General features: G+C 72.0%; 17 protein-coding genes. 8 read left to right on the forward strand and 9 right to left on the reverse strand.

Annotated features, from left to right (window positions below; all coding sequences use genetic code 11):
- Positions 1-9 precede the first annotated feature (9 nt).
- The 4 genes from ACIBUY_RS01700 (at position 10) to ACIBUY_RS01715 (ending at position 6,410) form a co-directional block, all read left to right on the forward strand.
- Positions 10-1,296, forward strand: coding sequence for a CynX/NimT family MFS transporter (locus ACIBUY_RS01700; RefSeq protein ID WP_399151389.1), 1,287 nt, complete (start codon positions 10-12; stop codon positions 1,294-1,296).
- Between the two features lie 1,510 nt (positions 1,297-2,806).
- Positions 2,807-3,814, forward strand: coding sequence for a type VII secretion protein (locus ACIBUY_RS01705; RefSeq protein WP_399151390.1), 1,008 nt, complete (start codon positions 2,807-2,809; stop codon positions 3,812-3,814).
- Between the two features lie 197 nt (positions 3,815-4,011).
- A complete protein-coding gene (locus ACIBUY_RS01710) occupies positions 4,012-5,478 on the forward strand; it encodes an MFS transporter (RefSeq protein ID WP_399151391.1) in 1,467 nt (488 codons plus the stop codon).
- A 110-nt stretch (positions 5,479-5,588) separates the two neighbouring features.
- Positions 5,589-6,410 (forward strand): alpha/beta fold hydrolase, encoded by an 822-nt coding sequence (locus tag ACIBUY_RS01715; RefSeq protein WP_399151392.1) that lies wholly within the window; start codon positions 5,589-5,591, stop codon positions 6,408-6,410.
- A gap of 14 nt (positions 6,411-6,424) precedes the next feature.
- Here ACIBUY_RS01715 and ACIBUY_RS01720 read toward each other — a convergent pair whose 3' ends face one another.
- A complete protein-coding gene (locus tag ACIBUY_RS01720; RefSeq protein WP_365574050.1) occupies positions 6,425-7,147 on the reverse strand; it encodes a Mut7-C RNAse domain-containing protein in 723 nt (240 codons plus the stop codon).
- Positions 7,148-7,229: 82 nt separating this feature from the next.
- Between ACIBUY_RS01720 and prcB the strand changes: the two genes are divergently transcribed.
- Complete coding sequence (gene prcB / locus ACIBUY_RS01725) at positions 7,230-8,057, forward strand: proteasome subunit beta (protein WP_365574053.1); 828 nt, start codon at positions 7,230-7,232, stop codon at positions 8,055-8,057.
- Between the two features lie 200 nt (positions 8,058-8,257).
- On the opposite strand, the gene ACIBUY_RS01730 is transcribed toward prcB, so the two are convergent.
- Entirely contained in the window at positions 8,258-10,312 is a 2,055-nt protein-coding gene (locus tag ACIBUY_RS01730) for a pectinesterase family protein (protein ID WP_399151393.1), read from the reverse strand.
- A 104-nt stretch (positions 10,313-10,416) separates the two neighbouring features.
- Positions 10,417-10,950, reverse strand: a complete 534-nt coding sequence (locus ACIBUY_RS01735) for a hypothetical protein (RefSeq protein WP_399151394.1) — start codon at positions 10,948-10,950, stop codon at positions 10,417-10,419.
- Positions 10,951-11,148: 198 nt separating this feature from the next.
- Here ACIBUY_RS01735 and ACIBUY_RS01740 point away from each other — a divergent pair, with 198 nt between their 5' ends.
- From ACIBUY_RS01740 to ACIBUY_RS01750, 3 genes are all read left to right on the forward strand, one after another.
- The gene (locus ACIBUY_RS01740; RefSeq protein WP_365574062.1) at positions 11,149-11,568 is read left to right on the forward strand and encodes a hypothetical protein; all 420 of its coding nucleotides are present in this window, start codon (positions 11,149-11,151) and stop codon (positions 11,566-11,568) included.
- Complete coding sequence (locus ACIBUY_RS01745; protein ID WP_399151395.1) at positions 11,565-13,376, forward strand: caspase domain-containing protein; 1,812 nt, start codon at positions 11,565-11,567, stop codon at positions 13,374-13,376. Before ACIBUY_RS01740 ends, ACIBUY_RS01745 begins: the two co-directional genes overlap by 4 nt.
- A 226-nt stretch (positions 13,377-13,602) precedes the next feature.
- Positions 13,603-14,376 carry a hypothetical protein gene (locus ACIBUY_RS01750; protein WP_365574068.1) on the forward strand — a complete coding sequence of 258 codons (774 nt, stop codon included), beginning with the start codon at positions 13,603-13,605 and terminating at the stop codon, positions 14,374-14,376.
- Here ACIBUY_RS01750 and ACIBUY_RS01755 read toward each other — a convergent pair whose 3' ends face one another.
- From ACIBUY_RS01755 to ACIBUY_RS01780, 6 genes are all read right to left on the reverse strand, one after another.
- Positions 14,377-15,450: an endo-1,4-beta-xylanase gene (locus ACIBUY_RS01755; protein WP_365574071.1), complete on the reverse strand. Its 1,074-nt coding sequence runs from the start codon at positions 15,448-15,450 to the stop codon at positions 14,377-14,379.
- Positions 15,451-15,512: 62 nt separating this feature from the next.
- Positions 15,513-17,750, reverse strand: coding sequence for a glycoside hydrolase family 3 N-terminal domain-containing protein (locus ACIBUY_RS01760; protein WP_399151396.1), 2,238 nt, complete (start codon positions 17,748-17,750; stop codon positions 15,513-15,515).
- Between the two features lie 55 nt (positions 17,751-17,805).
- Positions 17,806-18,642 (reverse strand): carbohydrate ABC transporter permease, encoded by an 837-nt coding sequence (locus ACIBUY_RS01765; RefSeq protein WP_365574077.1) that lies wholly within the window; start codon positions 18,640-18,642, stop codon positions 17,806-17,808.
- Positions 18,639-19,631, reverse strand: a complete 993-nt coding sequence (locus ACIBUY_RS01770) for a sugar ABC transporter permease (protein WP_365574080.1) — start codon at positions 19,629-19,631, stop codon at positions 18,639-18,641. Before ACIBUY_RS01770 ends, ACIBUY_RS01765 begins: the two co-directional genes overlap by 4 nt.
- Positions 19,632-19,642: 11 nt before the next feature.
- Positions 19,643-20,938: an extracellular solute-binding protein gene (locus tag ACIBUY_RS01775; RefSeq protein ID WP_365574190.1), complete on the reverse strand. Its 1,296-nt coding sequence runs from the start codon at positions 20,936-20,938 to the stop codon at positions 19,643-19,645.
- 135 nt (positions 20,939-21,073) lie between these two features.
- Positions 21,074-22,132, reverse strand: a complete 1,059-nt coding sequence (locus ACIBUY_RS01780; RefSeq protein ID WP_365574086.1) for a LacI family DNA-binding transcriptional regulator — start codon at positions 22,130-22,132, stop codon at positions 21,074-21,076.
- Between the last annotated feature and the right edge of the window lie 121 nt (positions 22,133-22,253).

The following is a 22,253-nucleotide window of genomic DNA, read 5'->3' on the forward strand; positions in this document are numbered from 1 at the left end:
TTGGTTCGCATGCCGCAAAGAGCCGACCGTTCCACGGAAGTCCCCCACCCCTCGGCCCCTCGCACGGCCCGAGCCCCGGCTCCGGCCCCGGCCCCGGCCCCGACTCCGGGCCTCGCCGCCGTACCGGCCGCGGGCGGTCTCCTGGCCGCGGGTGTCCTGCTCATCGCCATGAACCTGCGGCCCGGCGTCGTGGCCGTCTCCCCCGAACTCGACGCGATCCGCGACGCGACCGGGCTCAGCGGATCCCTGGCCGGGCTGCTCACCACGCTGCCCATCCTCTGCTTCGGGCTGCTCGCACCGTTCGCGGCGAAGCTCTCCCGGCGGATCGGGACGACACGGGCGCTCGGCGCCATGATGGCGCTGCTCACCGCCGGCATCGGGGTGCGACTGATACCGGGGCTGCCCGCGCTGTTCGCCGGCACGGTGCTGCTCGGCGCCGCGATCTCCCTGTCGAACGTCCTCGTGCCCAGCGTCATCAAGCGCCACTTCCACGACCGGACCGGCCTGATGATGGGCCTGTACTCGGTGGCCCTGTTCTGCGGCGCGGCGCTCGCGGCCGGAGTGACCGTGCCGCTCGGCGACGCGCTCGGGCTCGGCTGGCGCGGGGCGCTCGGCATCTGGGCGGTGCTGTCCGCGCTGGCCTTCCTGCTGTGGCTGCCGCAGTTGCGCCGCAAGGAGACGCCCGTCGCCGCGCCCACCGGGGAGGCGGCCAACTCCCGTACGCCGCTGCGCCGTTCACCCCTGGCCTGGCAGATCACGCTCCTGATGGGGCTGCAGTCCCTGGAGTACTACGCGTGCGCGGCCTGGATCCCGGCGATGCTCACCGGCGAGGGCATGTCCAGTACACAGGCCGGCTGGATGCTGTCACTGATGAGCCTCGTCGGCATCACGGGGTCGCTGGCGTTCACGGCGTTCGTGGGCCGGGTCCGCACCCAGGCCCCCTTCGCGCTGACCGGCACCGTGTGCGTCCTCCTCTCGCTGCTCGGCCTGATCGTGGCACCGGTCGGCGGGGCGTACGCCTGGATGCTGCTCCAGGGCTTCGGCTGCGGCCTGCTCATCAGCACGGCCCTCGCGGTGATCGTGCTCCGCTCCCCCGACGCGGCGCGCGCCGCCGAGATGTCCGGGATGGCCCAGGGCGTCGGCTATCTGCTCGCCGCCGCGGGCCCGTTCCTCCTGGGTGCGCTGCACGATGCGACGGGCGGCTGGACGGTGCCGCTGGCGCTGCTCGCGGTGCTGTGCGTGCCGATGGGGATCGCGGGGGTGGGGGCCGGTCGGGCGCGACAGTTGGAGGCGTGACCCGCAAAGGACTGCGGAGGCCCTTCGGGTTCTACGGGCTCTACGGGTTCTACGGGCTCTACGGGCTCTACGGGCTCTACGGGCTCCAGGGGCTTTGCCAGTGTGACCAGTAGGGGAGGATAGGCTTTCGCGGCCGGTGGTTCGCTGGGGACCACATGGGCGCAAGTGAAGTCGTAGTGGGGCGATCCGGGGGTCTGCCGATGATGTTCGACATGGGGGCGACCAGCCCGCGGGTGCCGATGCGGGCTGCCGCCCGAGTGCAGCGGTGAACCCGGTGGAGAGCGCCGCCGGGAACCCGCACCCGGAGCCCGCCAAGTCCCCGCTGCCGGTGCGCCGCCCCGACGAGGACCGCCCGCACCCGGGGACCGGCCGCGCCGCGCCGCCGCCGGAGCCCGCCGCCGCGGACACACCGTCGCATCCTTGGCCGGACACCCCCTCCTCGCCCACCACACCCCCGAGGCCCCTCCCTGTGCAGCCGCAACCGGCTCCGACCACCAACACGCCTGCCGGGAACGGGACTTCGGCTGCTGAGCGACCTCCGGCACCCGAGACCACGCTCCCGTCTGCCGCGCCTTCTTCAGCAGACCCGGGCACCACCATGCCCTCCGGGCAGGGGGCTTCGGTAGCGGAGCGAACTCCGGCACCCGAGACCACACTCCCGCCCGCCCCGCCTTCTTCAGCAGACCCGGGCACCACGCCCTCCGGGCAGGGGGCTTCGGTAGCGGAGCGAACTCCGGCACCCGAGACCACACTCCCACTCGCCGCACCTTCTTCAGCAGACCCGGGAACGAACACGCCCTCCGGAGACGGGCCTTCGGTAGCGGAGCGAACTCCGGCACCCGAGGCCACACTCCCGCCCGCCGCACCTTCTACAGCAGACCCGGGCACGAACACGCCCTCCGGGCAAAAGACTTCTGCAGCTCTTCGTAGTCCGGCACCCGAGACCACGCTCCCGCTCCCCACGCCCTCCTCTGCGGACCCGGGCACCCACATTCCCTCCGGGGACGGAATTTCGACAGCTGAGCGCCCCCCGGCTCCTGACGCCACACTCCCGCTCCCCGCACCTTCCTCACTGACCCCGGGCACCAGCACGCCCAGCGCGGACCTCACTTCGGCAGGGCAATCGAGCCCGGAACCGGAAGACGCCCGCCCGCAGTCGAGCGCGGCGACACTGCCCCCTTACGTGGACACGACCCCGCGACCGATCCCGGGCACCAACCCGCCGGTCCCAGAACCGACTTCGCCGGGGCGGCCGACCCCAGAGCCCGAAGACGCCCGCCCGCAGCCCGGCACGGCGACCCCGCTTCCCACCTACCTGGACACGACCCCCCGCCCCATCCCGGGCACCAACCCGCCGGCCCCAGAACCGACTTCGCCGGGGCGGCCGACCCCAGAGCCTGAAGACGCCCGCCCACAACCCGGCGCGGCAACACCGACCCCCTCCCCTCTGGACACGACCCCGCGACCGATCCCGGGTCAATACCCCGCCGCCACCATGGCACCCCCGCCCATGCCCCCCGCCCCACCCGCACCCGCACCCGCACCCGCACCCACCGCCTCCACCCCAGTGGTCCGCCCCCGCCCAGGGATCGCCTTCCCCGCACCGGAGCCCGTGCTCACCGTCGATCCGCGGCTGTCGCAGGCCGTGGGGAAGCCGCAGCACGGGGATTCCGTCGCCCGGCGGTCCGGGCAGTCGCTCAGGCGGATCGCCCTGCCGTCGGGGCACACCGGCGGTGAAGAGGCGCGCTGGGAACGGGAGTTGCAGCATCCGGTGACCACGGGCCGGGTCGTCGCCGTGACCTCCATCCGGGGCGGGGTCGGCAAGACCACCGCCGCCGCGCTGGTGGCCCGCACCCTGCAACGCGTCCGGCAGGACCCCGTACTCGCGCTCGAGGCGGACGCCGCACTCGGCACGCTCGCCGTGCGCCTCGGCGCCCAGTCGGTGCGCTGGTCGTGCACCGAACTCGCCCGGATACTGAAGCCGTCGATGCAACTCCTCGACATCACCGGCTACTTGGTGCCGCTGCCCGACGGCGGCTGGCTGCTGCCCGCGAGCCAGGGCCGGGTGGGGCCCCCGCTGGACGTCCCGACGTACCGCACCGTGACGCTCGCCCTGCGCCGCCACTTCGCCATGACGGTCGTGGACTGCGAGACGCTGCCGGGGGACGTGGCCCGTACCGCCATGGACACCGCGCACGCCCGGATCGTCGTCGCCCCCATGACCGCCGAGGGCGTGGGCGGCACCCGCGTCGTCCTGGACTGGCTGGCCAGACTGCCGCACTCCACGCTGCCGTCGACCGTGGTGGCGCTCACCTCGGGTTCACCGGACCAGAACCTCGACCTGACGACCGCCATCGCCCATCTGCGCGAGACCGGCGTCGGCGTCGTGCACCTCCCCTACGACCGGCACCTCGCCGCGGGCGGCCCGATCCGGACCGATCTGCTCGCGGCCGCGACCCGCCGCGCCGCCGCCCACCTGTCGGCCGAGGCCGTACAGCGCGCGGTCCGCACCCCCTGACCGACGCCCACCCCGACCCGAACTGCCCCGAACTACCCCGAACTGCCCCCACCGGTCCCGACCGGTCCCGACCGGCCCGGCCCGCCCAAAGTCCCTGTACGCAGCAGTAGATCAGAAGTCAACCATTGACCTGCCCGCCCCTCGCTGCGATGTTGGCAAGCGCTTTCTAGCTGCTCGCCTGGCGTCAAGGGGGACGCATGTCGGATTCCGCCGCAACGGCCCGTACCACCGCACCACCCGCCTCGAAGAGCGGCGCGCTCTTCTCCGGCCACCACACCCACCTGTGGGGCTTCCTGCTCACGGGCTGGCTCATCAGCTACGCGGACCGGACGGTCACCGGGCCCGTGGTCTCCTGGATGATCGAGAACAAGACCGGATTCATCGGCGACGCGTCGAACCCGGCGACGCTCGGCGGCCTCATCGGCTCGATGTTCTTCACCGGCTACATGCTCACGCAGTACGCGGGCGGCCGGCTCGGCGACCGGTACGGGCACCGCGAGATGCTCGTCGTGTCCCTGCTGTGGGCGGGTCTGCTGACCCTGGTGTCGGGCCTGACGGGCGGGCTCGTCGGGTTCGTCGTCGCCCGCGTGCTCACCGGCCTCGGCGAGGGCGTCTTCTACTCCAACGACCGCGTCCTGGTCATCAACCACACGCCGCCCGCCCGCCGCACCATCGGCCTCGGCGTCGTCCTGTCCGGCCTGTCCATCGGCCTGACCGTCGGCATCGTCGCGACCCCGCACCTGATCGACTGGGGCGGCGCGTGGGGCATGGGCGACCGGGCGTGGAGCATGCCGCTGTTCGTGTTCGGCGTCGTCTCCCTGCTGGTGGCGGCGGCCACGTGGCGCTTCTTCCGGGCGCGCGGCGACCGGCCGCTGCGCCTCGGCCCGCCCGCCCTGCGCCTCATCGGCTACTCGATCCCGGCGGCGGTCGCGATCGTCGCGCTGTTCCTCCTGGCCGACGAGTTCGGCTGGCCGGACTGGCTCACGGCGGTCGGGTCCGGTGTGCTGTTCCTGGTCATGGTGACGATCGTGATCCGTGGCATCGTACGGACGGGACGCTCGTCCCAACTCCTCAACCGCAACGTCTGGTTGGTCTACATCGGGTTCATCGCCGTGATGTGGAACCTGTGGTTCTTCTCGTTCTGGTCGGTGCAGATCGTCGCGGAGAGCGCGCACAGCAGCCTCGGGGCGGCCGCCCTGACCGCCGCGTTCAACGCGGGCGCGGGCATCATCGGCTTCCCCGTGGGCGGCTGGATCGCGGACCGCCGGGTCCGCGCCGGCAAGGGCCGCAAGCCGCTGGCCGTGACCTGCGCGGTGGTGCACACGCTGCTCGCGGTGGCGTTCGGCCTGAGCCTGCTCGCCGGCGAGCCCTCGCTGCTGCTGCTCGGCCTGATCCTGTTCTGCTCGGGCCTGTTCTTCAACGCCCTGCAGCCGATCGTGCACAGCCTCCTCGGCGACCTCGCCGAGGACAAGGACCGCGGTTCCCTGTTCGGCCTGTTCAACCTGGTCGCCGAGATCGGGGCCGTGGCCAGCCCGGTCGTCAGCGGCGTGCTGCGCGACGCGACGGGCAGTTGGGCTCCCGGCGTGTTCACGGCCGCGGGCGTGATGGCCGTGTCGGTCGTCCTGTACTCGATGGTGAAGGAGCGGATACCCGGGGTGGCCTGATCCTCGTACGACGGACGGCGCCTTACCTTCGGCGTAATCGACGGCCGTGTCCCGCCCGGCGAGAGTGGTCGTACCGCACAGCGACCACCCGGACCGGAAGGGACTCGCCCATGCCGCACTTCGAAGGATCCGACGGAACCCGCCTCTTCTACACCGACTGGGGCCGGGGCAAGCCGGTCGTGTTCGTCACCGGGGCCTGGCTCAACAGTGCTTCGTGGGAGCTGCAGATGCTGCCGCTGTCCGAACAGGGCCTGCGCTGCGTCGCGTACGACAAGCGGGGCCACGGCCGCTCCGACTGGGTCGGCCACGGCTACGACTACGACACCCTGGCCGACGACCTCGCCGCGCTCCTCGACGAGCTGGACCTGCGCGACGTGACGCTCGTGGCGCACTCCATGGGCGGCGGCGAGGCGATCCGGTACCTGTCCCGGCACGGCGACGACCGGGTCAGCGGGCTCGTGCTGATCGGGACGACCGCGCCACTGCTCAGGCAGGCACCGGACCACCCGGAGGGCGTCCCGCAGGCCGCCTTCGACGCCGTGCTCGCCGAACGGACCCGGGACAGGCCGCGCTGGATGGCCCAGAACACGCAGGCGTTCCTCGCGACGCACCTGGGCAACGCGATCTCCAGCGAGCTCATGGAGTGGACCGCACGGCAGTGTCTGGACTGCTCGGCGAAGGCGGCCGCCGAGGTGATCAGGACCGCGTTCGCCACCGACCTGCGCGCGGAGGCGGCCGCGCTCAGCGTCCCGACGCTGATCATCCACGGCGACGCCGACGCGTCCGCGCCGATCGACCTGTGCGGCCGCGTCCTCGCCAAGTCCGTGCCGGACAACGTCTACAAGGAGTACCCGCGCGCCGGGCACGGCCTGTTCCTCACCCACGCCGAGCAGCTCAACGAGGACCTGCGCGAGTTCATCGGCGCCCCCTAGCAGGCCCGAGGGCGTCAGCGCGGTCCGAACTCGGCCATCGCCGCGCTCACCATCGCCTCGATACGGTCGTGGTGGGCGCCGCGCCAGTACACGCGGTCGCAGGCGGTGCAGCGGGCGAACACGTCGTACGTGGACCGGGTGCCGCCCTCCAGACGGTCGGCGACGTCCTCCTTGCGGGCCTCGGCGAGCAGCCCGTTGCACGCGGTGCAGCGGGTCCAGGGCCGCAGCTCGGGGGCGAACCGGCCGAGTACGTCGGGGAGTTGTTCGTCGGGCTTGTCGCTGTAGACGTAGGCGCCCGCGAACAGTTCACGGCGGCGCAGCAGGCCCCGGTCCCGGCTGAGCAGCACGCGGCGCTCGGCCGCGGAGCGGGTCGCGAGCGCCGGGTCGCCGATGTCGACGGACTCGTACGCGGTGTCGACGCCGAGCAGCCTCAACCGGCGGGCGAGGGTGCCCAGATGGACGTCGAGGAGGAAGCCGTGCGGGGCGGCCTGGGGTCGTACGACCGGGCGCACCGCCACGTGTTCGCCCGCGGCGGGGATGTGCCCGGTGGGCACCTCGGCGCCGTCCACGATCAGCGCGCCGACCTCGGTGAGGGGCACGCCGAGCGACTCGACGACGTGGCCGAGGGTGGACGTGCCGTCGGTGACGAGCGGCACCGCGGCGCCCGAGCGGCGGGCGGCGGGCACGAACAGCCCCAGTTCGGGGGCGACTTCGAGGATGATCTCCGGACCGTTCACCGGGACAGAATGCCATGATGGGGTGATCGCGGGCCGCCGCCGGGTAGGGCTGGAGGCGAAGCCGACCGGAAGGCGAGAGCAGATGACCGAGCACCTGCGCGGACTCCCGTCCGTGTTCCTGGACAGCAGCACCTCTTCCTTCACCCGCCTCGTCGAGCGGGTGGCGCCGCACGCCCTGCCCTGGAACCGGGACGCGGGCCCGGTGCACGACGTGCCGCACGGCACCACGGTGCTCGCCCTGACCTTCGAGGACGGGGTCCTGATGGCCGGCGACCGGCGCGCCACGATGGGCAACGTGATCGCGCAGCGCGACCTGGAGAAGGTCGCGTACGCCGACGACCACACGGCGGTGGCGTTCGCGGGCACGGTCGGTCTGGCCAAGGAGCTGGTGCGCCTGTACCAGTTGGAGCTTGAGCACTACGAGAAGCTGGAGCGCCGCCCGCTGACCCTGAACGGCAAGGCGCAGCGGCTGGCCGCGATGATCCGCGACCACCTCGCACAGGCCATGCAGGGTCTGGTCGTGGTGCCGCTGCTCGCCGGGTTCGACACGGCGCGCGGCGTCGGCCGGATCTTCAGCTTCGACGTCACCGGCGGCCCGTACGAGGCGGTGGGTTTCCACTCCGACGGGTCCGGATCGCCGTACGCGCGTGGGGCGTTGAAGAAGCTGTACCGGCCGGGCATGTCGGCGGCGGACGCGACGACGGCGGCGGTGCAGGCGCTGTACGACGCGGCCGACGACGACTCGGCGACCGGCGGCCCCGACCTGGGCCGCCGCATTTACCCGTCGGTCGCGCTGGTCACCGCGGACGGTTTCCGCGCGCTGCCGGAGGACGAGGTGCGGGCGGTGGCCGAGGCGGTGGTGGGGGCACGGCAGACGTCACCGGAGGGGCCGAACGCTCCCCTGTTGTGAACCCTCGGAGCGTTGTGAGCCCTCGGAGCGTTCCGGGCCGTGAGCGCTGGGCGACGGTTGCCGGGCCTGCGGGCGCGGCGCGCGTGAGGTACTGCGGCACCGGGGCCCGGTGGGTCCAGGTGCCGCGGACGAGGCCGTAGCGAACGGATCCCTCCGTGCGTGCGCACGTCGGCGGATCCGCCCAGGCACCTCTCACGTCGTCATCCCGCTGTCGGAGTCCAGTCGCCGAGCCAGTCCGCGACCTCCTGACCGGCGGCCTGGGAGTCGGTCAGCTGGGGCCGGTCGGTGCTCGCGGACCCGGCGCCTGCCCCGGAGTTCCGGTACTCGGCGAAGCGGTCGTCCTTCCACGAGAAGCCGCCCATGTCCGTCCACGGCGTCGACTTGATCGCGGCGCTCAGGGTCGAGTCGCGGACGGTGGTCTGCGGGTCGAGGGCCGCGTTGCCGCCCGCGTGCCAGTTGCGGCCGAGGAAGAAGCTGCCGTTCGTGACGTCGCCGCCGACGGTGGTGCGGCTGATGAGGATGCCCTTGTTCGCGGCGGCCGTGCTCGGCGCCGTGACATAGCCGGCCGACGTGCCGTCCCAGCGCTTCTTCAGCGTGATGACGGACTTGTCGATGACGGCGGTGGCGCCGCCGAAGATGAAGTCGACGTTGCCGACGACGTACGAGTTCGTCATGTAGACCCGCTTGCCCGCGCCGTCGACCAGCAGGGTGTCCTGGTCGCCGCTGACGATGATGCTGTCGAGGAGGACCTTGTCGGCGCCGGTGCGCAGCGCGACGGCCTGCGCGGAGATCGAGGTGTCCGCGCCCTCGTCGAAGTCGTTGGAGACGCTGAGGTTGCGCAGCTGCGTGTCGTCGGCGAGCAGGGCGACGGTGTAGCTGCCCGCGGTGCCGTACGTCGTGCCGTCCGGCTTCTTCGAACCGGCGGCGTGCCCCTCGACGAGGACGGTGGACCTGCGGCTGGAGCCGGTGCCGACGATGGTCACGTGCGGCTTGTTCGCGGGCACGGTCACGGTCCCGCGGTACGTGCCGGGCGCGACCTTGATGTCGACGCGCGCGGTGTTGTTCGCGGGGACGGCGTCGACGGCGGCCTGCACGGTCCTGTACTGGGCGCTGCCGTCGGCGGCGACGGTGAGCGTGGTCGCGGCTGCCGCCTCGGTGGTCGGGTCCGCGGCGGCGACCGTGGTGCCGATCGAACTCCTGGGCCCCGCACCGGACTTGAGGAGCGCGGGCACGTCCGCCGCCTTGTCCAGGGTGTACGGGTAGAAGTCCCCGGGGTCGAAGGCCGTGCCGCCGCTCTCGTTGCGGCCGCTGGTGCCGGAGAAGATGCTGCCGCTCTGCGCGAGGGTGGCGGTCGCGTCCTTGATGACGGGGTTGTTCACGCCCTGGAAGTAGCTGTTCTGCAGCACCATCTTCGTCCTGCCGCGGGAGTAGTTCCCGTACGAGGACGTGATGGCGGTGCCCGGGTCGTCCTGCAGGTAGTTGTTGTAGAGGTGGGCGTGGGCGGCGTTGTCGGTGGAAGGGTTGCGCTGCTCGGTCTCGTGGATCCAGTTGTGGTGGATGGTGATGTCGGTGACGACGTTGTCGGTCCAGCCGATGCCGAACGCCTTGTTGTCCTGGCCCAGCTTGTTCCAGGAGACGGTGATGTCGGTGCTGTCCTTGCGGACGTCGATGAGGCCGTCGGCCATGTGCCGCAGGTCGTTGTGGTCGATCCACACGTGGTGCGCGCCGTCCATCTGGATGGCGTCGAAGTCGTGGTCCTTGTCGTTCCAGGTGCCTTGATAGGTGTCGCGGATCGTCAGGTTGCGGATGATCACGTTGTGCACGCCGGTGCCGAGGAAGAAGCCGCCGCCGACGATCTGCCCGGACGTCCCGGAGCCCACGATCGTCTTGTCGGAGGCGACCTTGATCTCCTTGCCGACGGGGTTCATGGAGATCGCCGCGGCCACGACGATGACGTACGGCTCGCTCGCGGTCGCGTACTTCTCAAGGTCGGCCTGCGTCTTCACGGTGACGGTCTTGCCGTCGCGCCCGCCGTACGTGCCGTTCTGGCCCTGGGAGTTGACCGACGCGAAGCCGTCGGCGACGTCGTCGGCCCAGGCGGGGGCGGTGGCGGCCGCGGCCCGGTCGCCGCCGTCCGCGCCGAACAGGCCGCCGCCGTAGGCGAGGGCGACGGCCGCGGCGACCGCGAGCGGTGCCCCCGTGACGAGGACGGTGTTGCGCCTGCGGTGCCGGGCCTTGCTGCGGGTGTCGCTCATCTGCGCTCGCACTCCGTGGTGTGGGGTCCCCGTGCCGGGTGGCACGGACGGTGTGCAGTCGCCGTACGAGCGCGAAAGGTTGCCGCCCTGTCGGCCGAGTCGCGTCAGCGGGCGGGCGACGCCGCGAAGCGGTGGTGGTCGTAGCCCTTGCCGTGGCCGCGCCAGTCGAGGGCGAGAACGGCGTCGGCGCTCGCGCGGGCGCGGCCGGCGCGGGCGGTCACGACGGGGGTGCGCCAGGAGCCGTTGTGGTTGCCCCAGAAGTTGTCGCCGTCCTCGAGGCGCTTCTTGATGCCGTGGAAGGAGGCCGACTTGAGGGTGTGGTGCCCGCGCCCGACCCGGACCGTCAGATACGCGTCGTAGAAGAAGTCCTCCTTGAACCCGGCGGCGGGTCCGTCCCAGGACGCCTTGGCGTAGGCGAGCAGCTTCGACCCCGAGCGGGCCGCGCACACCGAGACGGTCAGGTCCCAGTTGTCGGCCCACGGGCCCGAGTAGGACGGGGTGTCGATCGACTTCTTGCTGGTGGTGCAGCGGTACTTGGGCGCGGCGTCCGGCGTGTGCGGTGCGGCGGCCGCGGCGCACGGGGCGGCCAGCAGGGTCAGGGCGAGGGAGGGGACGAGCGTGTGGCGCAGCAGGGACATCGGGGGCCTTTCGCGGTCGGCGGCGGGCGCGCGGGCCGCGCCCGTACTCGCGTCGATGTGGTGATGTGTGGACGGACCGCGGGCTCCCCGACACCTTCCGCACCGGCAACCACTCGTTCAGTCGCCGCCACTGACACGGCAGGACCCCGGTGCAAGACTGGTCGGTCCAGGCGGACAGCGCGCATCGGGGGAGGCGCCGTGGCTGAGTGGCTGCGCATTGTTGCGGTGGACGACACGACGGACGGCAAGGACCCTGACGCCGGCGCCGGGGACGAGGCGTTGCGGCTGTCCGTGGGGGCGCTGCGCGAGGATCTGCTGGCGCTCGAAGTCGACCGGGTCGAGTACGCCGTGGACGGGACCGCGCCCGAGGGCAGCAGGTCGGGGCTGGCCCAGTCCGTCGGGTCCCTCGTCGTCTCGTTCGTGCCGGCGCTTCCGCTCCTCGAGGCGCTGGTCGGGGTCGTGGCCGCGTGGCGCGAGCGCAGCGGCCGGCGCGGCGTGGTCCTCGAGATCGGCGGCAACCGCCTGGAGCTGACCGGGGTGGGCCGCGCGGAGCAGCGCCGTCTCGCCGACGAGTGGATCACCGCCGTGGCACGGGCGCACCCGGCGGTGGAGCCATGAGCGCCGGGGGCGGCCGGTACGCGCTGATCGTGGCGACCGACCGGTACGACGACTCGGGGCTCAGCCTGCTGCGCGCGCCGACGCAGGACGCGGGGGAACTCGCCGAGGTGCTCGCCGACCCGGCGATCGGCGGCTTCGAGGTGGAGGTGCTCGACAACCCGCACTCCTACGATCTGCGGCTGCGGGTCGAGGACTTCTTCGCCGACCGCACCTTCCGCGACACGCTCCTGCTGCACTTCGCGTGCCACGGGCTCAAGGACAGCGGCAACCATCTCTTCCTCGCCGCGACGGACACCCGCCATCACCGGCTCGCGTCCACCGCCGTGCCCGCCGAGTACGTCAGCGGCCTGATGATGAGCAGCCGGGCCCAGCGCGTCGCGCTCTTCCTGGACTGCTGCTACGCGGGCGCGTTCGAGCGCGGCATGTTCAGCCGCGGCGACGGCGAGGCCCACGTCCAGGACAGCTTCACGGGGCTGCGGGGCACGGGCCACGAGCGCGGCCGGGCGGTGCTGACCGCGTCGAGTTCCGTCGAGTACGCCTTCGAGGGCGACGAGGTCGTGGCGGGCCGGGACGCGCGGGTGCCGCCGGGCGGCCGCCCGGGGCCTTCGCTGTTCACCGGAGCCCTGGTCGAGGGCCTGCGTACGGGCGGAGCCGATCTGGACGGCGACGGCGAGATCGGGCTGCGGGAGCTCGCCGAGTACATCGGTGACCGGATCCGCCGGGTCACGGACAAGCAGAACCCGCAGCTGTGGATGTTCGGCGCCCAGGGGGACCTGCCGATCGCGCGTGCCCCGCGCCGCGCGGTGCGTACGGGGGTGCTGCCCGAGGCGCTGTCCGCCGCGGCGGCCTCGGCCGAGCGGGCGCACCGGCTGTGGTCGGTGACCGATCTCGCGTCGATCCTGCACGGCCCCGACGTGCCGCTGGCCCAAGCGGCGTGCGCGACGCTGGTGACGCTCGCGGGTGACGACAGCCGCCGGGTCGCGGAGGCGGCACGCACCGCGCTCGCCTCCGCGGGGCCCCAAGTCGGCGGCGCCGCCCTGCACTTGGGGACCACGACGGCGGGCGTGCGCGGGCCCGCGGTGCTGCTCCCGGTCGGCGGTCCGCCGGTCGTGCGCGGCACCCTGGAGGCGGTCACGGAGCCGTGGCTGCGGGTGCGGTACGTACCCGAGGGCGTGAGCCTGTCGGTGGACTCCCCTGCGGTGGGTCCGCACTCGGGGACGGTGTGGCTGCGCTGCGTGACGGGGAGTCTCGCGGTGCGGGTGACGGCCCAGGTCACGGCGGCGCGGCGCGCGCCGGACGGTCCGCCACCCCGACGGCCGGCACGCAAGCGGCCGGGGCGCGAACGACCGGTGCACGAAAGGGAATTGACGCCGCGTCCGCTCGGCCGCCTCGCCGCACCGCTCACGATCTGCGCGGCCCTGATGGCGCTCACGCTGATCCTGCCGAGCTTCGGCTACCAGGAGGACTGGGACTCCCCCAAAGTCACCACCCAGCATCCCTTCAGCGGGTACGCCGTGATCATCGGGGTGCAGGGCATGCTCGGCCTCGTCTCCTCAGGGCTCCTGGCCCTGGCCGCCCGGGCCGGGCACCGCCTCGTCCGGCATCGCGGCGCACGCCTGCCGTACGAACTGGTCGCGGCGATGGGCCTCCTCTACTGCGGCGGCCTGGGCGCGATCATCGCGGACGAGTCGGACTACGAGCTGCGCCCCGGCTATCCCGTCTGGGCCGCGGCCGTCCTCGTCCAGTTGTGGTGCGTGGTCGCCCTGTGGCGCGTCCGCAACCGGCGCAGGAAACGCTCCGCTACCTGAGCGCTCAGGCGGACACGTTGTGCGACCGGTGTCCGCCCCGGCGCCCGAACGGCCGCCCCCAACACAGCAGTTCACGCCCCCTGACCCGAACTGAAGGCCGATAGGCGCCACGTACGGGTGATAACCGCCCGTGATCGTGAACCTCACTCTCCGCTCCCGCATCATCACCCATGTCCGCATCTGCACCACGTGCCCGCCCGGGCACCGCTGACAAGGGGGACCACCCATGGCATCCGACATGGGTCACGACGACCACCGCGGCCGCGCGCTGCGGGATCTGCTGACCGCCCGTAGACGGACGCTCGGACTGACCGCCGAGCAGACCGCGCGGGCCACGGGGCTCACTGCGCTCGACTACGCCCGCCTCGAGGACGGCGCGGCGCACGGCATCGGCCTCGACCGGCTCAAGAGCGTGGCCGACGGGCTGCTCCTGACCGGCCTCGGGCGCGAGACGTTCCTGCTGCTCGCCGCGGGGCCCGACCTGACGCCGTACGACCTCGTGGAGCGGCGCCGGCCGTCCGCCGAGGAGGTCGCGCACATCGATCTGATGGATCCGAACTCGGCGCTGATCACGGACCACGCGTGGAACGTACTGGCGGCGAACGTGGCGGTGGCCCGGCTGTTCGCCGACCCGGCGAAGGTCGCGCGCGGCGACCGGAACCTGGTCCTCTGGCTGCTGTGTCCGGACGCCGGGCTGCGCTTCGCCGACATCGACGAGGTGCGGGCCGACGCCGTCGCGCGGGTCCGCGCGGCCGTCGGCCAGATTCCCGGCGACCCCGCGCTGCGCGCCCTCGCCGCGCGGATCGCCGCCGACCCCGTCGGTGCGCCGCTGTGGCGGCGCGGCGCGCCCCGGCTGCCGTCCGAGGCGTGCACGCGCCGCCTGCTGCATCCGCTGTACGGCGAGGCGTCGATCCTGGTGACGATGTCCCGGCTGCCCGGCGGGCTGCAACTGGTGGTGCATCACGCGGCGCACCTGATCGGCGGCAGCGTGACCACGTAGCTACCTGGTCGACAGGGCGGCGCGGATCGCGTCGTAGGCGGGCTTGTGCCGGAGGTCCTCGTCCCAGGGCAGGGCGGCGCCTTCACCGGGGAAGACCGACGGGATCCACGAGTGCCGGTCGGAGTAGCCCCACACCGTGATGCCGACGCAGCGCTTCACGGCGAGGCAGGCGTCGGTCACCTGCCCGTACCAGTCGGCCTGTTGGGCCAGCTTGGTCGCGTCGGACGGGAGGGTCATGCGGATGTCGAGCTCGGTGAGCGCGACGTCGACGCCGAGGTCGGCGAAGCGCTGGATGTTCTGCTGCAGCCGGTCGGGGAAGCCGTACTGGAGCGCCAAGTGGGCCTGCATGCCGAAGCCGTCGACGCGCACGCCCTGGGCCTTGAGCTGCTTGATGAGCGTGTAGTAGGCGTCCGACTTGGGGCCGATCGCCTCGACGTTGTAGTCGTTGAGGTAGAGCTTGACCTTCGGGTCGGCGGCGCGGGCCCAGCGCAGGGCGTCGGCGACGTAGGACGGGCCGATGGTCTTGTAGAAGATGTTCTCTCGGTAGGTGCCGTCCTCGTTCATGATCTCGTTGGCGACGTCCCAGGCGAAGACCTTGCCCTTGTAGTGCTTGACGACGTTCGTGATGTGGTTCTTGAGGATCGAGCGCAGTTCGTCCTTCGTCCAGGTCCCGGAGGTGAGCCAGTCCGGCAGTTGCTGGTGCCACAGCAGCGTGTGCCCGCGCACCGCGAGGCCCTTGCTGCGGGCGTAGTTCACGATCTCGTCGCCCGCGGTGTAGTCGAAGACGCCGCGCTGGGGTTCGGTGGCGTACCACTTCATGGCGTTGCCGGGGGTGGTGGCGCCGAACTCGCGGCCGAGCAGGTTCGCGTACGCGGTGTCGGCGAGTTCGGGGTTGTCGACGGCGGACCCGAAGTAGCGCCCGGTGCGCTGGGCCAGGTCGTCGAGCGTGGTCGCCCGGTGGTGGTGGGCGGTGGCCGCCTGGGCGCCGGGGGCTCCGGCGAGGCCGAGCAGCAGGGTCGTGGCGACGGCGAATCCGGCTGCTCTGCCACGGCTGCGGCGGGCGGACGTGCGCATGATGGATCTCCTCAACTCGGGTGCGGGGATGAGCGGTTGGCCTCGCGCGGAGCGCTCCTCGGTTACTTGACGCGCAGCTCGCACCGCATCCGGCGCTCGTGCCCGACCTCACGCGCCGGGCCCGTCAGGGTGAGCGGCACGGTGTGGTGGACGTGCTCGCTGGATGCGGCGATGCGCAGTTCGAGAGCGCCGGGTTCGACGAGGCGGCGGCCGTCGGCTCCGGTGTACGCGGCGAGGTCCGCCGGGAAGGTGGCGTGGACCTCCGCGGACTGGCCCGCGTCGAGGGGGACACGGGCGTAGCCGACGAGCCGGACCTCGGGGCGGGCGACGGTGCCGACGGGGTCGTGGAGGTACAGCTGGACGACCTCGGTTCCGGGCCGGTCGCCGGTGTTGCGGACGGTGAGCCTGAGGGCGGTCCCGCCGTCGGTGGCCAGTTCGGGCGCCTCGCACTGCGGGGTCTCCCAGGTGAACGTGGTGTACGACAGGCCGTGCCCGAACGGATAGAGGGCGCTGGGGTCCACGTTGCTGGGGTCGCCGTGGCGGCCGAGCGGCGGTGCGAGATACGGGGCGGGCTGGCCGCCGGGGATGCGGGGCACGCCGATCGGCAGCCGCCCGGACGGTTCGACACGCCCGGACAGAACTCCGGCGACGGCGGGGCCGCCCTCCTGCCCGGGGAAGAACGCCTGGACGACGGCGGCGGCCCGGTCGGCCCAGCGGCCGAGCGCGTAGGGGCGCCCGCTGAGCACGACGAGGACGGTCGGCACCCCGCGGGCGAACACCTTGTCGAGGAACTCTCCTTGCCCATAAGGGAGTTCGAGGTCCGTGGCGTCGCAGCCCTCCCCCGAGGAACCGCGTCCGAACAGGCCCGAGCGGTCCCCGACCACCGCCAGGCACACATCGGCCGTCGCCGGGTCCGCGACGAACTCGGCGCCCGGCAGCTCCGCGCGCAGCGCCTCGGCGAAGGTGGGCACGTCGACCCCGGTGGGCAGCTCGGGGTGGTTGACGCCGACGTGCCGCGGGAACGTGTAGCAGCCGAGCATGGCGGCCTGGTCGTCGGCGAGTTCGCCCACGACGGCGATGCGCAGGCCGTCGCTCAGCGGGAGCACCCCGGAGTCGTTGGCGAGCAGGACGACGGATTCCTGTGCCACCGCCCGTGCCAGGTCCCGCATGGTGCGGGGGTTCAGGTCGATGGGCCCCTCGCCGGCGGCCGGCTCGCGGTCGGGCTCCCCGCCGGGGTCCAGGAGGCCGAGTTCGCACTTCTGCGTGAGCAGGCGCAGCGCGGCCCGGTCGAGCAGGTCGTCGGGGAGCTGCCCGGCCGTGAAGCAGTGCGCGGCCGGGAGTTCCACGTCGACGCCCGCGGCGAGCGCGATCCGGGCGGCTTCCTCGGCGGATGCGGCGATCTTGTGGGCGGACTCCAGGAAGGCGATGCCGAAGTAGTCGGAGACGACCGTGCCGGTGAACCCCCATTGTTCGCGCAGGAGTTGGGTCAGCAGTCCGGGATGGGCGTGGCCCGGCAGGCCGTCGATGTCGTTGTACGAGGCCATGACGGACCGTGCGCCGCCCTCGCGCAGCGCCATCTCGAACGGGGGCAGGATCACGTCGGCGAGTTCCCTGGGGCCGATCGGGGCGGGCGCGTGGTTGCGGGCGCCGCGCGAGGCCGCGTATCCGGCGAAGTGCTTGAGCGTGGCGACGATCCCGGCGGCCTCGAGGCCGCGTACGTACGCGGTGCCAATGGTGCCCACCAAGTACGGGTCCTCGCCGATCGACTCCTCGGTGCGGCCCCAGCGGGGGTCGCGGACGACGTCGAGGACGGGGGCGAGTCCCTGGTGGATGCCGACCGCGCGCATCGACGCCCCGATCGCCTGCGCCATCTCGGTGACCAGGGCCGGGTCGAAGGTGGCGCCCCAGGCGAGCGGGGTCGGGAAGACGGTGGCCTGCCAGGCGGCGAAGCCGGTCAGACACTCCTCGTGGGCGATGGCGGGCAGGGCGAAGCGGTTGCCGTCCTTGATCCTGCGCTGAAGTTCGGCGAGCCGGGACGCGCCGTCGGCGGGTTCGACGGGGACGGTGCCGAAGGGCCGGGTCAGATGGCCGAGGCCGTGCGGGAGCAGGGCTTCGAGGGCGGCGCTGTGGGCGACGAACGCGTGCTGTCCGGGCGCGACCGCGGCCTGGTCGGTGTCGACGTCGGCGCCCAGCCACACGCTGGACAGCTGGGCGGTCTTCTCCTCGGTGGTCATCCGGGCGAGCAGGTCCGCGGCCCGTACGGGGGCGGGCAGGGTGGTGTCCTGCCAGGGCTGGAGCATGGAACTCCTCAAATGTGGTGCAGAAACGGGGTGTTGGCGTGGCGGACGTGCGGGGTCAGCCCTTGGTGGCGCCCATGGTGATGCCGCCGATCAGCTGCCGTTCGGCCACCGCGTAGAAGGCGAGCGCGGGCACCATGGCGAGGACCAGGTAGGCGAAGACACGGGCGATGTCGGTGGCGTACTGCCCCTGGAACTGCTGGACGCCGACGGGGATCGTCCACCAGGTGGGGTCGCTGAAGACGAGCAGCGGCAGCAGGAAGTTGTTCCAGCTGCTCACGATCGCCAGGACGGAGACCGTGCCGAGCGCGGGCCTCGCCAGCGGCAGCAGGATGCGCCAGAAGAAGCCGAACGGGGAGCAGCCGTCGAGGGTCGCGGCCTCCTCCAGCTCGCCGGGGATCTCCCGGAAGAAGCCGCGCAGGATGACGATGGTGATGGGGAGGCCGAACGCGGCCTGCGGCAGGATCACGCCCCACGGGTTGTCGAGCAGCCCGAAGGTGCGCAGGAGCACGAACAGCGGCAGGATCGCCACGGCGAACGGGAACATCAGGCCCATCGTGAAGAGCGTGAAGACCACCTCACGCCCCCGGTAGGCGAACCGGGCGAGCGAGAACGCGGCGAGGGCCGCGGCGCCGACGGTGAGGACGGTCGTGCCGACCGCGATGAGCGTGGAGGAACCGAGCATCCGCCAGAACGATCCGGAGGCCAGGATGTCCGTGTAGTTGGACGTCACCCAGGGCGAGGGCAGGCCGAGGACGTTGCTGGAGAGCTGGTCGGTGGACTTGAAGCCGGAGATGAACGCGTACAGCAGCGGCGTGACCATGAAGATCCCGACCAGCCACACGACGGCGTACAGCGGAACGGATCGCAGCCTGCGCTGCTTCGTGGTGCTCATGAGGAGGCTCGCATGTTCGTGAGGGCTCCTTCGGTGTCGCGGCGCATCACCAGACGCTGGTAGGCGAGGGCGAAGACCAGGCTGATGAGGAACAGGGCGATGCTCAGCGCGCTGGCGTAGCCGATCTGGTAGCGCTTGAAGCCGAACTGGAAGAGCGTGATGGCCATGGTCTCGGAGTGGTGGTCGGGGCCGCCCTGGGTCACCACCCAGACCAGGTCGAAGAGTTGGATGGCACCGATGACGGAGAGGAACACGCTGATCCGGATCGTGGGCCCGAGCAGGGGCAGGGTGATGTGCCGGAAGCGCTGCCAGGCGTTCGCGCCGTCGATGCGTGCGGCCTCGTGCAGTTCGGCGGGGATGCCCTGGAGCCCGGCCAGGTAGAGCATCATGTGGAAGCCGAAGTACTTCCAGGTCATGACGAGGAAGAGGGTCGGCAGGACCGTGTTCTGGCCGGCGAACCACAGCCCGCCGAGCCCGTCGAGCCCGATCGAGCCGAGCACCTTGTCGGCGAGGCCGTCGTCCGGCGCGAAGATCATGGAGAACAGGACGCCGGTGATCACCTCGGACAGCACGTACGGGGCGAAGAACAGCATGCGGTACACGGCCCGGCCGCGCAGCTTCTGGTTGAGCGCGACGGCCATCGCGAGCGCGAACGGCAGCTCGACGCAGACCGAGAACAGCACGAGCAGCAGGCCGCGCCACAGGTCGCCGAGGAAGACCGGGTCGTCGAGGAGTTTCGTGTAGTTGTCGAGGCCGACGGAGTCCGAAGGCGACCCGAATCCGCCCCAGTTGAAGAAGCTGACGTAGAGGGCGTACATGATCGGCGCGAGGACGAGGGCGCCGAACAGGACGAGCGCGGGCACGGTGAAGGAGACGGCGGTCAGCCAGGCGGTGAAGCGGCGCGTGAGCGGCCTTCGCCGTCCGGAGCCCGCCGGGGGCTCCTCGCTCACGGCGGGCTGCGCGTCCTTGAGGTAGGTCGAGGTCGTCATCTCTCTTCGGCCTACTGGCTCTTGGCGACCTGGGTGATGGAACGCGCCACGGCCTCGGGCGACTTGGAGCCCGCCATGAGGGCGGCGACCGAGTCGTTGACCTCCTGGCCGACCGCGGGCGGGAAGGCCTGGTCCAGGTAGAGCTGGAAGCCGGTGGCCTTGCCGACCATGTCGGAGACGGCGGTGAGGTTCGGGTCGGTGAGCGCGCTCGCGGCGTCCTTGCGGACGGGGATCATCGAGGCCGTCTTCACGAGGAGGCGGTCGTTCTCGGCGGACATGAACCACTTGAGGAAGTCCACGGCTTCCTTCGGTGCTCCCTTGCGCACCGCGTAGCCGTTGCCTCCGCCGAACACGTCGGTGCCCGCGCCCTTGCCGCCGGCCACCGCCGGGAAGGGGAAGAAGCCGACGTCCTTGCCGAGGCCCTTGCCCGCGTCGGCCTGGGTGATGGGTGCCCACGCGCCCATCAGCTCCATCGCGGCCTTGCCGTTGCCCATGGTGGCGGCCTCGCCGTTGGGGGTGGAGTACCCGGCGCCGAGGAAGCCCTTCTGGAACGGCTGCAGGTCGACCAGGTCCTTCAGGTGCTGGCCCGCCTTGACGAAGTCGTCGCCGCTGAAGTCCTTGGCGTCGGCGGCCTTCTGCATGCCGTCGACGCCGGCGATCCGGATCGCGAGGTAGGCCCAGTAGTACATGCCGGGCCACTTCTCCTTGCCCGCGAGGGCAATGGGGGTGATCCCGGCGGACTTGAGCTTCTTGACCGCGTCGAGGTAGGCGTCCCAGGTGGCGGGCGGGGTGCTGATGCCCGCCTTCTTGAAGAGCGCCTTGTTGTACCAGAATCCGACGGCACCGATGTCCATCGGCAGCGCGTACATCTTGTCGTCGAAGCGGTACGCCGCCAACGCCGCGGGCACCATGGCGTCGGTCTCCGGCTTGACGGCGTCGGTGAGGTCCTCGACGAGGCCCGCGTCGATCTGCTGCTTGAGCACCCCGCCGCCCCAGGTGTGGTAGATGTCCGGCAGCTTCCCCGAGCTGGTCAGCGCGGTCATCTTCGACTTGAAGGCCTCGTTCTCCAGAGGCACGAGCTTGATGCGCACCTTGGGGTTCGCCGCCTCGTACGCCTTCGCGCGCTCCGGCCAGATGGTCTTGGTGGGCGCCGTGGTCTGGATGTGCCACCACTCGATGACGGTCCGGCCCGAACTGTCCTTTCCGCCGCCGGAATCGGACCCGCCACAGGCGGTGAGCACGGCCGCACCCAGGCCTGCCGCGGAGGCACCCAGGAGACGACGGCGGGAGAGTGGAGCAGGACCAATGGCTGACATGGCGCACCTTCCGGAAGCAATCCGAAAATTCTCGGTAGACGGCCACGGAAGTTACGGACATAAGACGGGGGTGTCAACGGGCTTAACAAAAAAGCCCGTTGACACCCCCGGGGGTGCGGCCGCCGACTAGGCGGTGCGCGGCTCCGCCGTACTGGCCCTGACCACGAGTTCTGTCGCCAGCTCGACCCGCGGTGAGGCCGGTGCGACCGACCGGGCCAGATCGAGGACGGAACGTGCCGCCAACTTCCCCATGTCCGCGAGAGGCTGGCGCACCGTGGTGAGCGGAGGTGCCGACCAGCGCACCTCCGGAAGGTCGTCGAAGCCGACCACGCTCATGTCCTCCGGCACCCGCAGACCCCGCCGCCGCAGCGCCTCGATCGCGCCCAGGGCCATCTGGTCACTGGAGGCGAAGACGGCGGTGGGCGGCTCGGCGAGGTCGAGCAGCCGGCCCGCGCCGAGGAATCCGGACTCGTGGTAGAAGTCACCGGGCACGATCAGCGCGTCGTCGACCGGCACCCCGGCCGCGTCGAGCGCCGCCCGGTACCCGTCCAGGCGGGCCCGCGAGCACAGCAGCCGGGGCGGGCCCTCGATGAACCCGATCCGGCGGTGGCCGAGCCCCAACAGGTGCTCGGTCGCGGCCATCCCGCCCGCCCAGTTCGTCGCGCCGACGGTCGGCTCCTCCGAGGCGGGCGCCCCGGCCGGGTCGATGACCACCAACGGCACGCCCAGGCGCCGCAGTTCGTCGTGGAGGCCCGGTTCGAGGGCGGAGGTCACGAGGATCACGCCGTCCGACGCCCGGGCCCGCAGATTGGTCATCCACTGGCGGGCCGCCCCCGCCCGGTCGTGGATCGCGGAGACGACGGTGCCCACGCCCGCCTCGTGCGCGACCTCCTCGACCCCGCGGATGATCTCCACGGCCCAGGGGCTGTCCAGGTCGTTGAAGACCAGGTCGAGCAGGGCGGCACGATCCCCGGGCGCGGCGGTCCTGCGCCGGTAGCCGTGCCGGCGCAGCAGGTCCTCGACCCGGGCGCGGGTGGCCGGTGAGACGTCGGAGCGCCCGTTGACGACCCGGGACACGGTCGGTACGGAGACCCCGGCCTCCCGCGCGATCTCGGTGATCGTCACCTTGGCCGGCCCGTCCGGGCTCTGCGTGGCTGCCCTGCCCTTGCCGCCGTCACGGGCCACGTTCCCCACCTCCGTCACACTCTCCGCCCCGGAAGACCTCCGAGGGCTTTCCGGAAAACCGTAGGTCATGCTGTCACTCGCTCGCCGGTCAGGCCGCCCGTTTGTCCGGCCCGTCGAACAT

This window comes from Streptomyces sp. NPDC050085, from assembly GCF_044460595.1.
Taxonomy (GTDB): Bacteria; Actinomycetota; Actinomycetes; order Streptomycetales; family Streptomycetaceae; genus Streptomyces.

Bases quoted from the DNA above. Each gene is read 5' to 3' on its own strand.
- ACIBUY_RS01700 (WP_399151389.1), top strand. From the start codon at position 10: ATGCCGCAAAGAGCCGACCGTTCCACGGAAGTCCCCCACCCCTCGGCC.
- ACIBUY_RS01705 (WP_399151390.1), top strand. From the start codon at position 2,807: ATGCCCCCCGCCCCACCCGCACCCGCACCCGCACCCGCACCCACCGCC.
- prcB (WP_365574053.1), top strand. From the start codon at position 7,230: ATGACCGAGCACCTGCGCGGACTCCCGTCCGTGTTCCTGGACAGCAGC.
- ACIBUY_RS01760 (WP_399151396.1), bottom strand. From the start codon at position 17,750: ATGCTCCAGCCCTGGCAGGACACCACCCTGCCCGCCCCCGTACGGGCC.
- ACIBUY_RS01715 (WP_399151392.1), top strand. From the start codon at position 5,589: ATGCCGCACTTCGAAGGATCCGACGGAACCCGCCTCTTCTACACCGAC.
- ACIBUY_RS01730 (WP_399151393.1), bottom strand. From the start codon at position 10,312: ATGAGCGACACCCGCAGCAAGGCCCGGCACCGCAGGCGCAACACCGTC.
- ACIBUY_RS01735 (WP_399151394.1), bottom strand. From the start codon at position 10,950: ATGTCCCTGCTGCGCCACACGCTCGTCCCCTCCCTCGCCCTGACCCTG.
- ACIBUY_RS01745 (WP_399151395.1), top strand. From the start codon at position 11,565: ATGAGCGCCGGGGGCGGCCGGTACGCGCTGATCGTGGCGACCGACCGG.
- ACIBUY_RS01770 (WP_365574080.1), bottom strand. From the start codon at position 19,631: ATGACGACCTCGACCTACCTCAAGGACGCGCAGCCCGCCGTGAGCGAG.
- ACIBUY_RS01750 (WP_365574068.1), top strand. From the start codon at position 13,603: ATGGCATCCGACATGGGTCACGACGACCACCGCGGCCGCGCGCTGCGG.
- ACIBUY_RS01710 (WP_399151391.1), top strand. From the start codon at position 4,012: ATGTCGGATTCCGCCGCAACGGCCCGTACCACCGCACCACCCGCCTCG.
- ACIBUY_RS01755 (WP_365574071.1), bottom strand. From the start codon at position 15,450: ATGCGCACGTCCGCCCGCCGCAGCCGTGGCAGAGCAGCCGGATTCGCC.
- ACIBUY_RS01765 (WP_365574077.1), bottom strand. From the start codon at position 18,642: ATGAGCACCACGAAGCAGCGCAGGCTGCGATCCGTTCCGCTGTACGCC.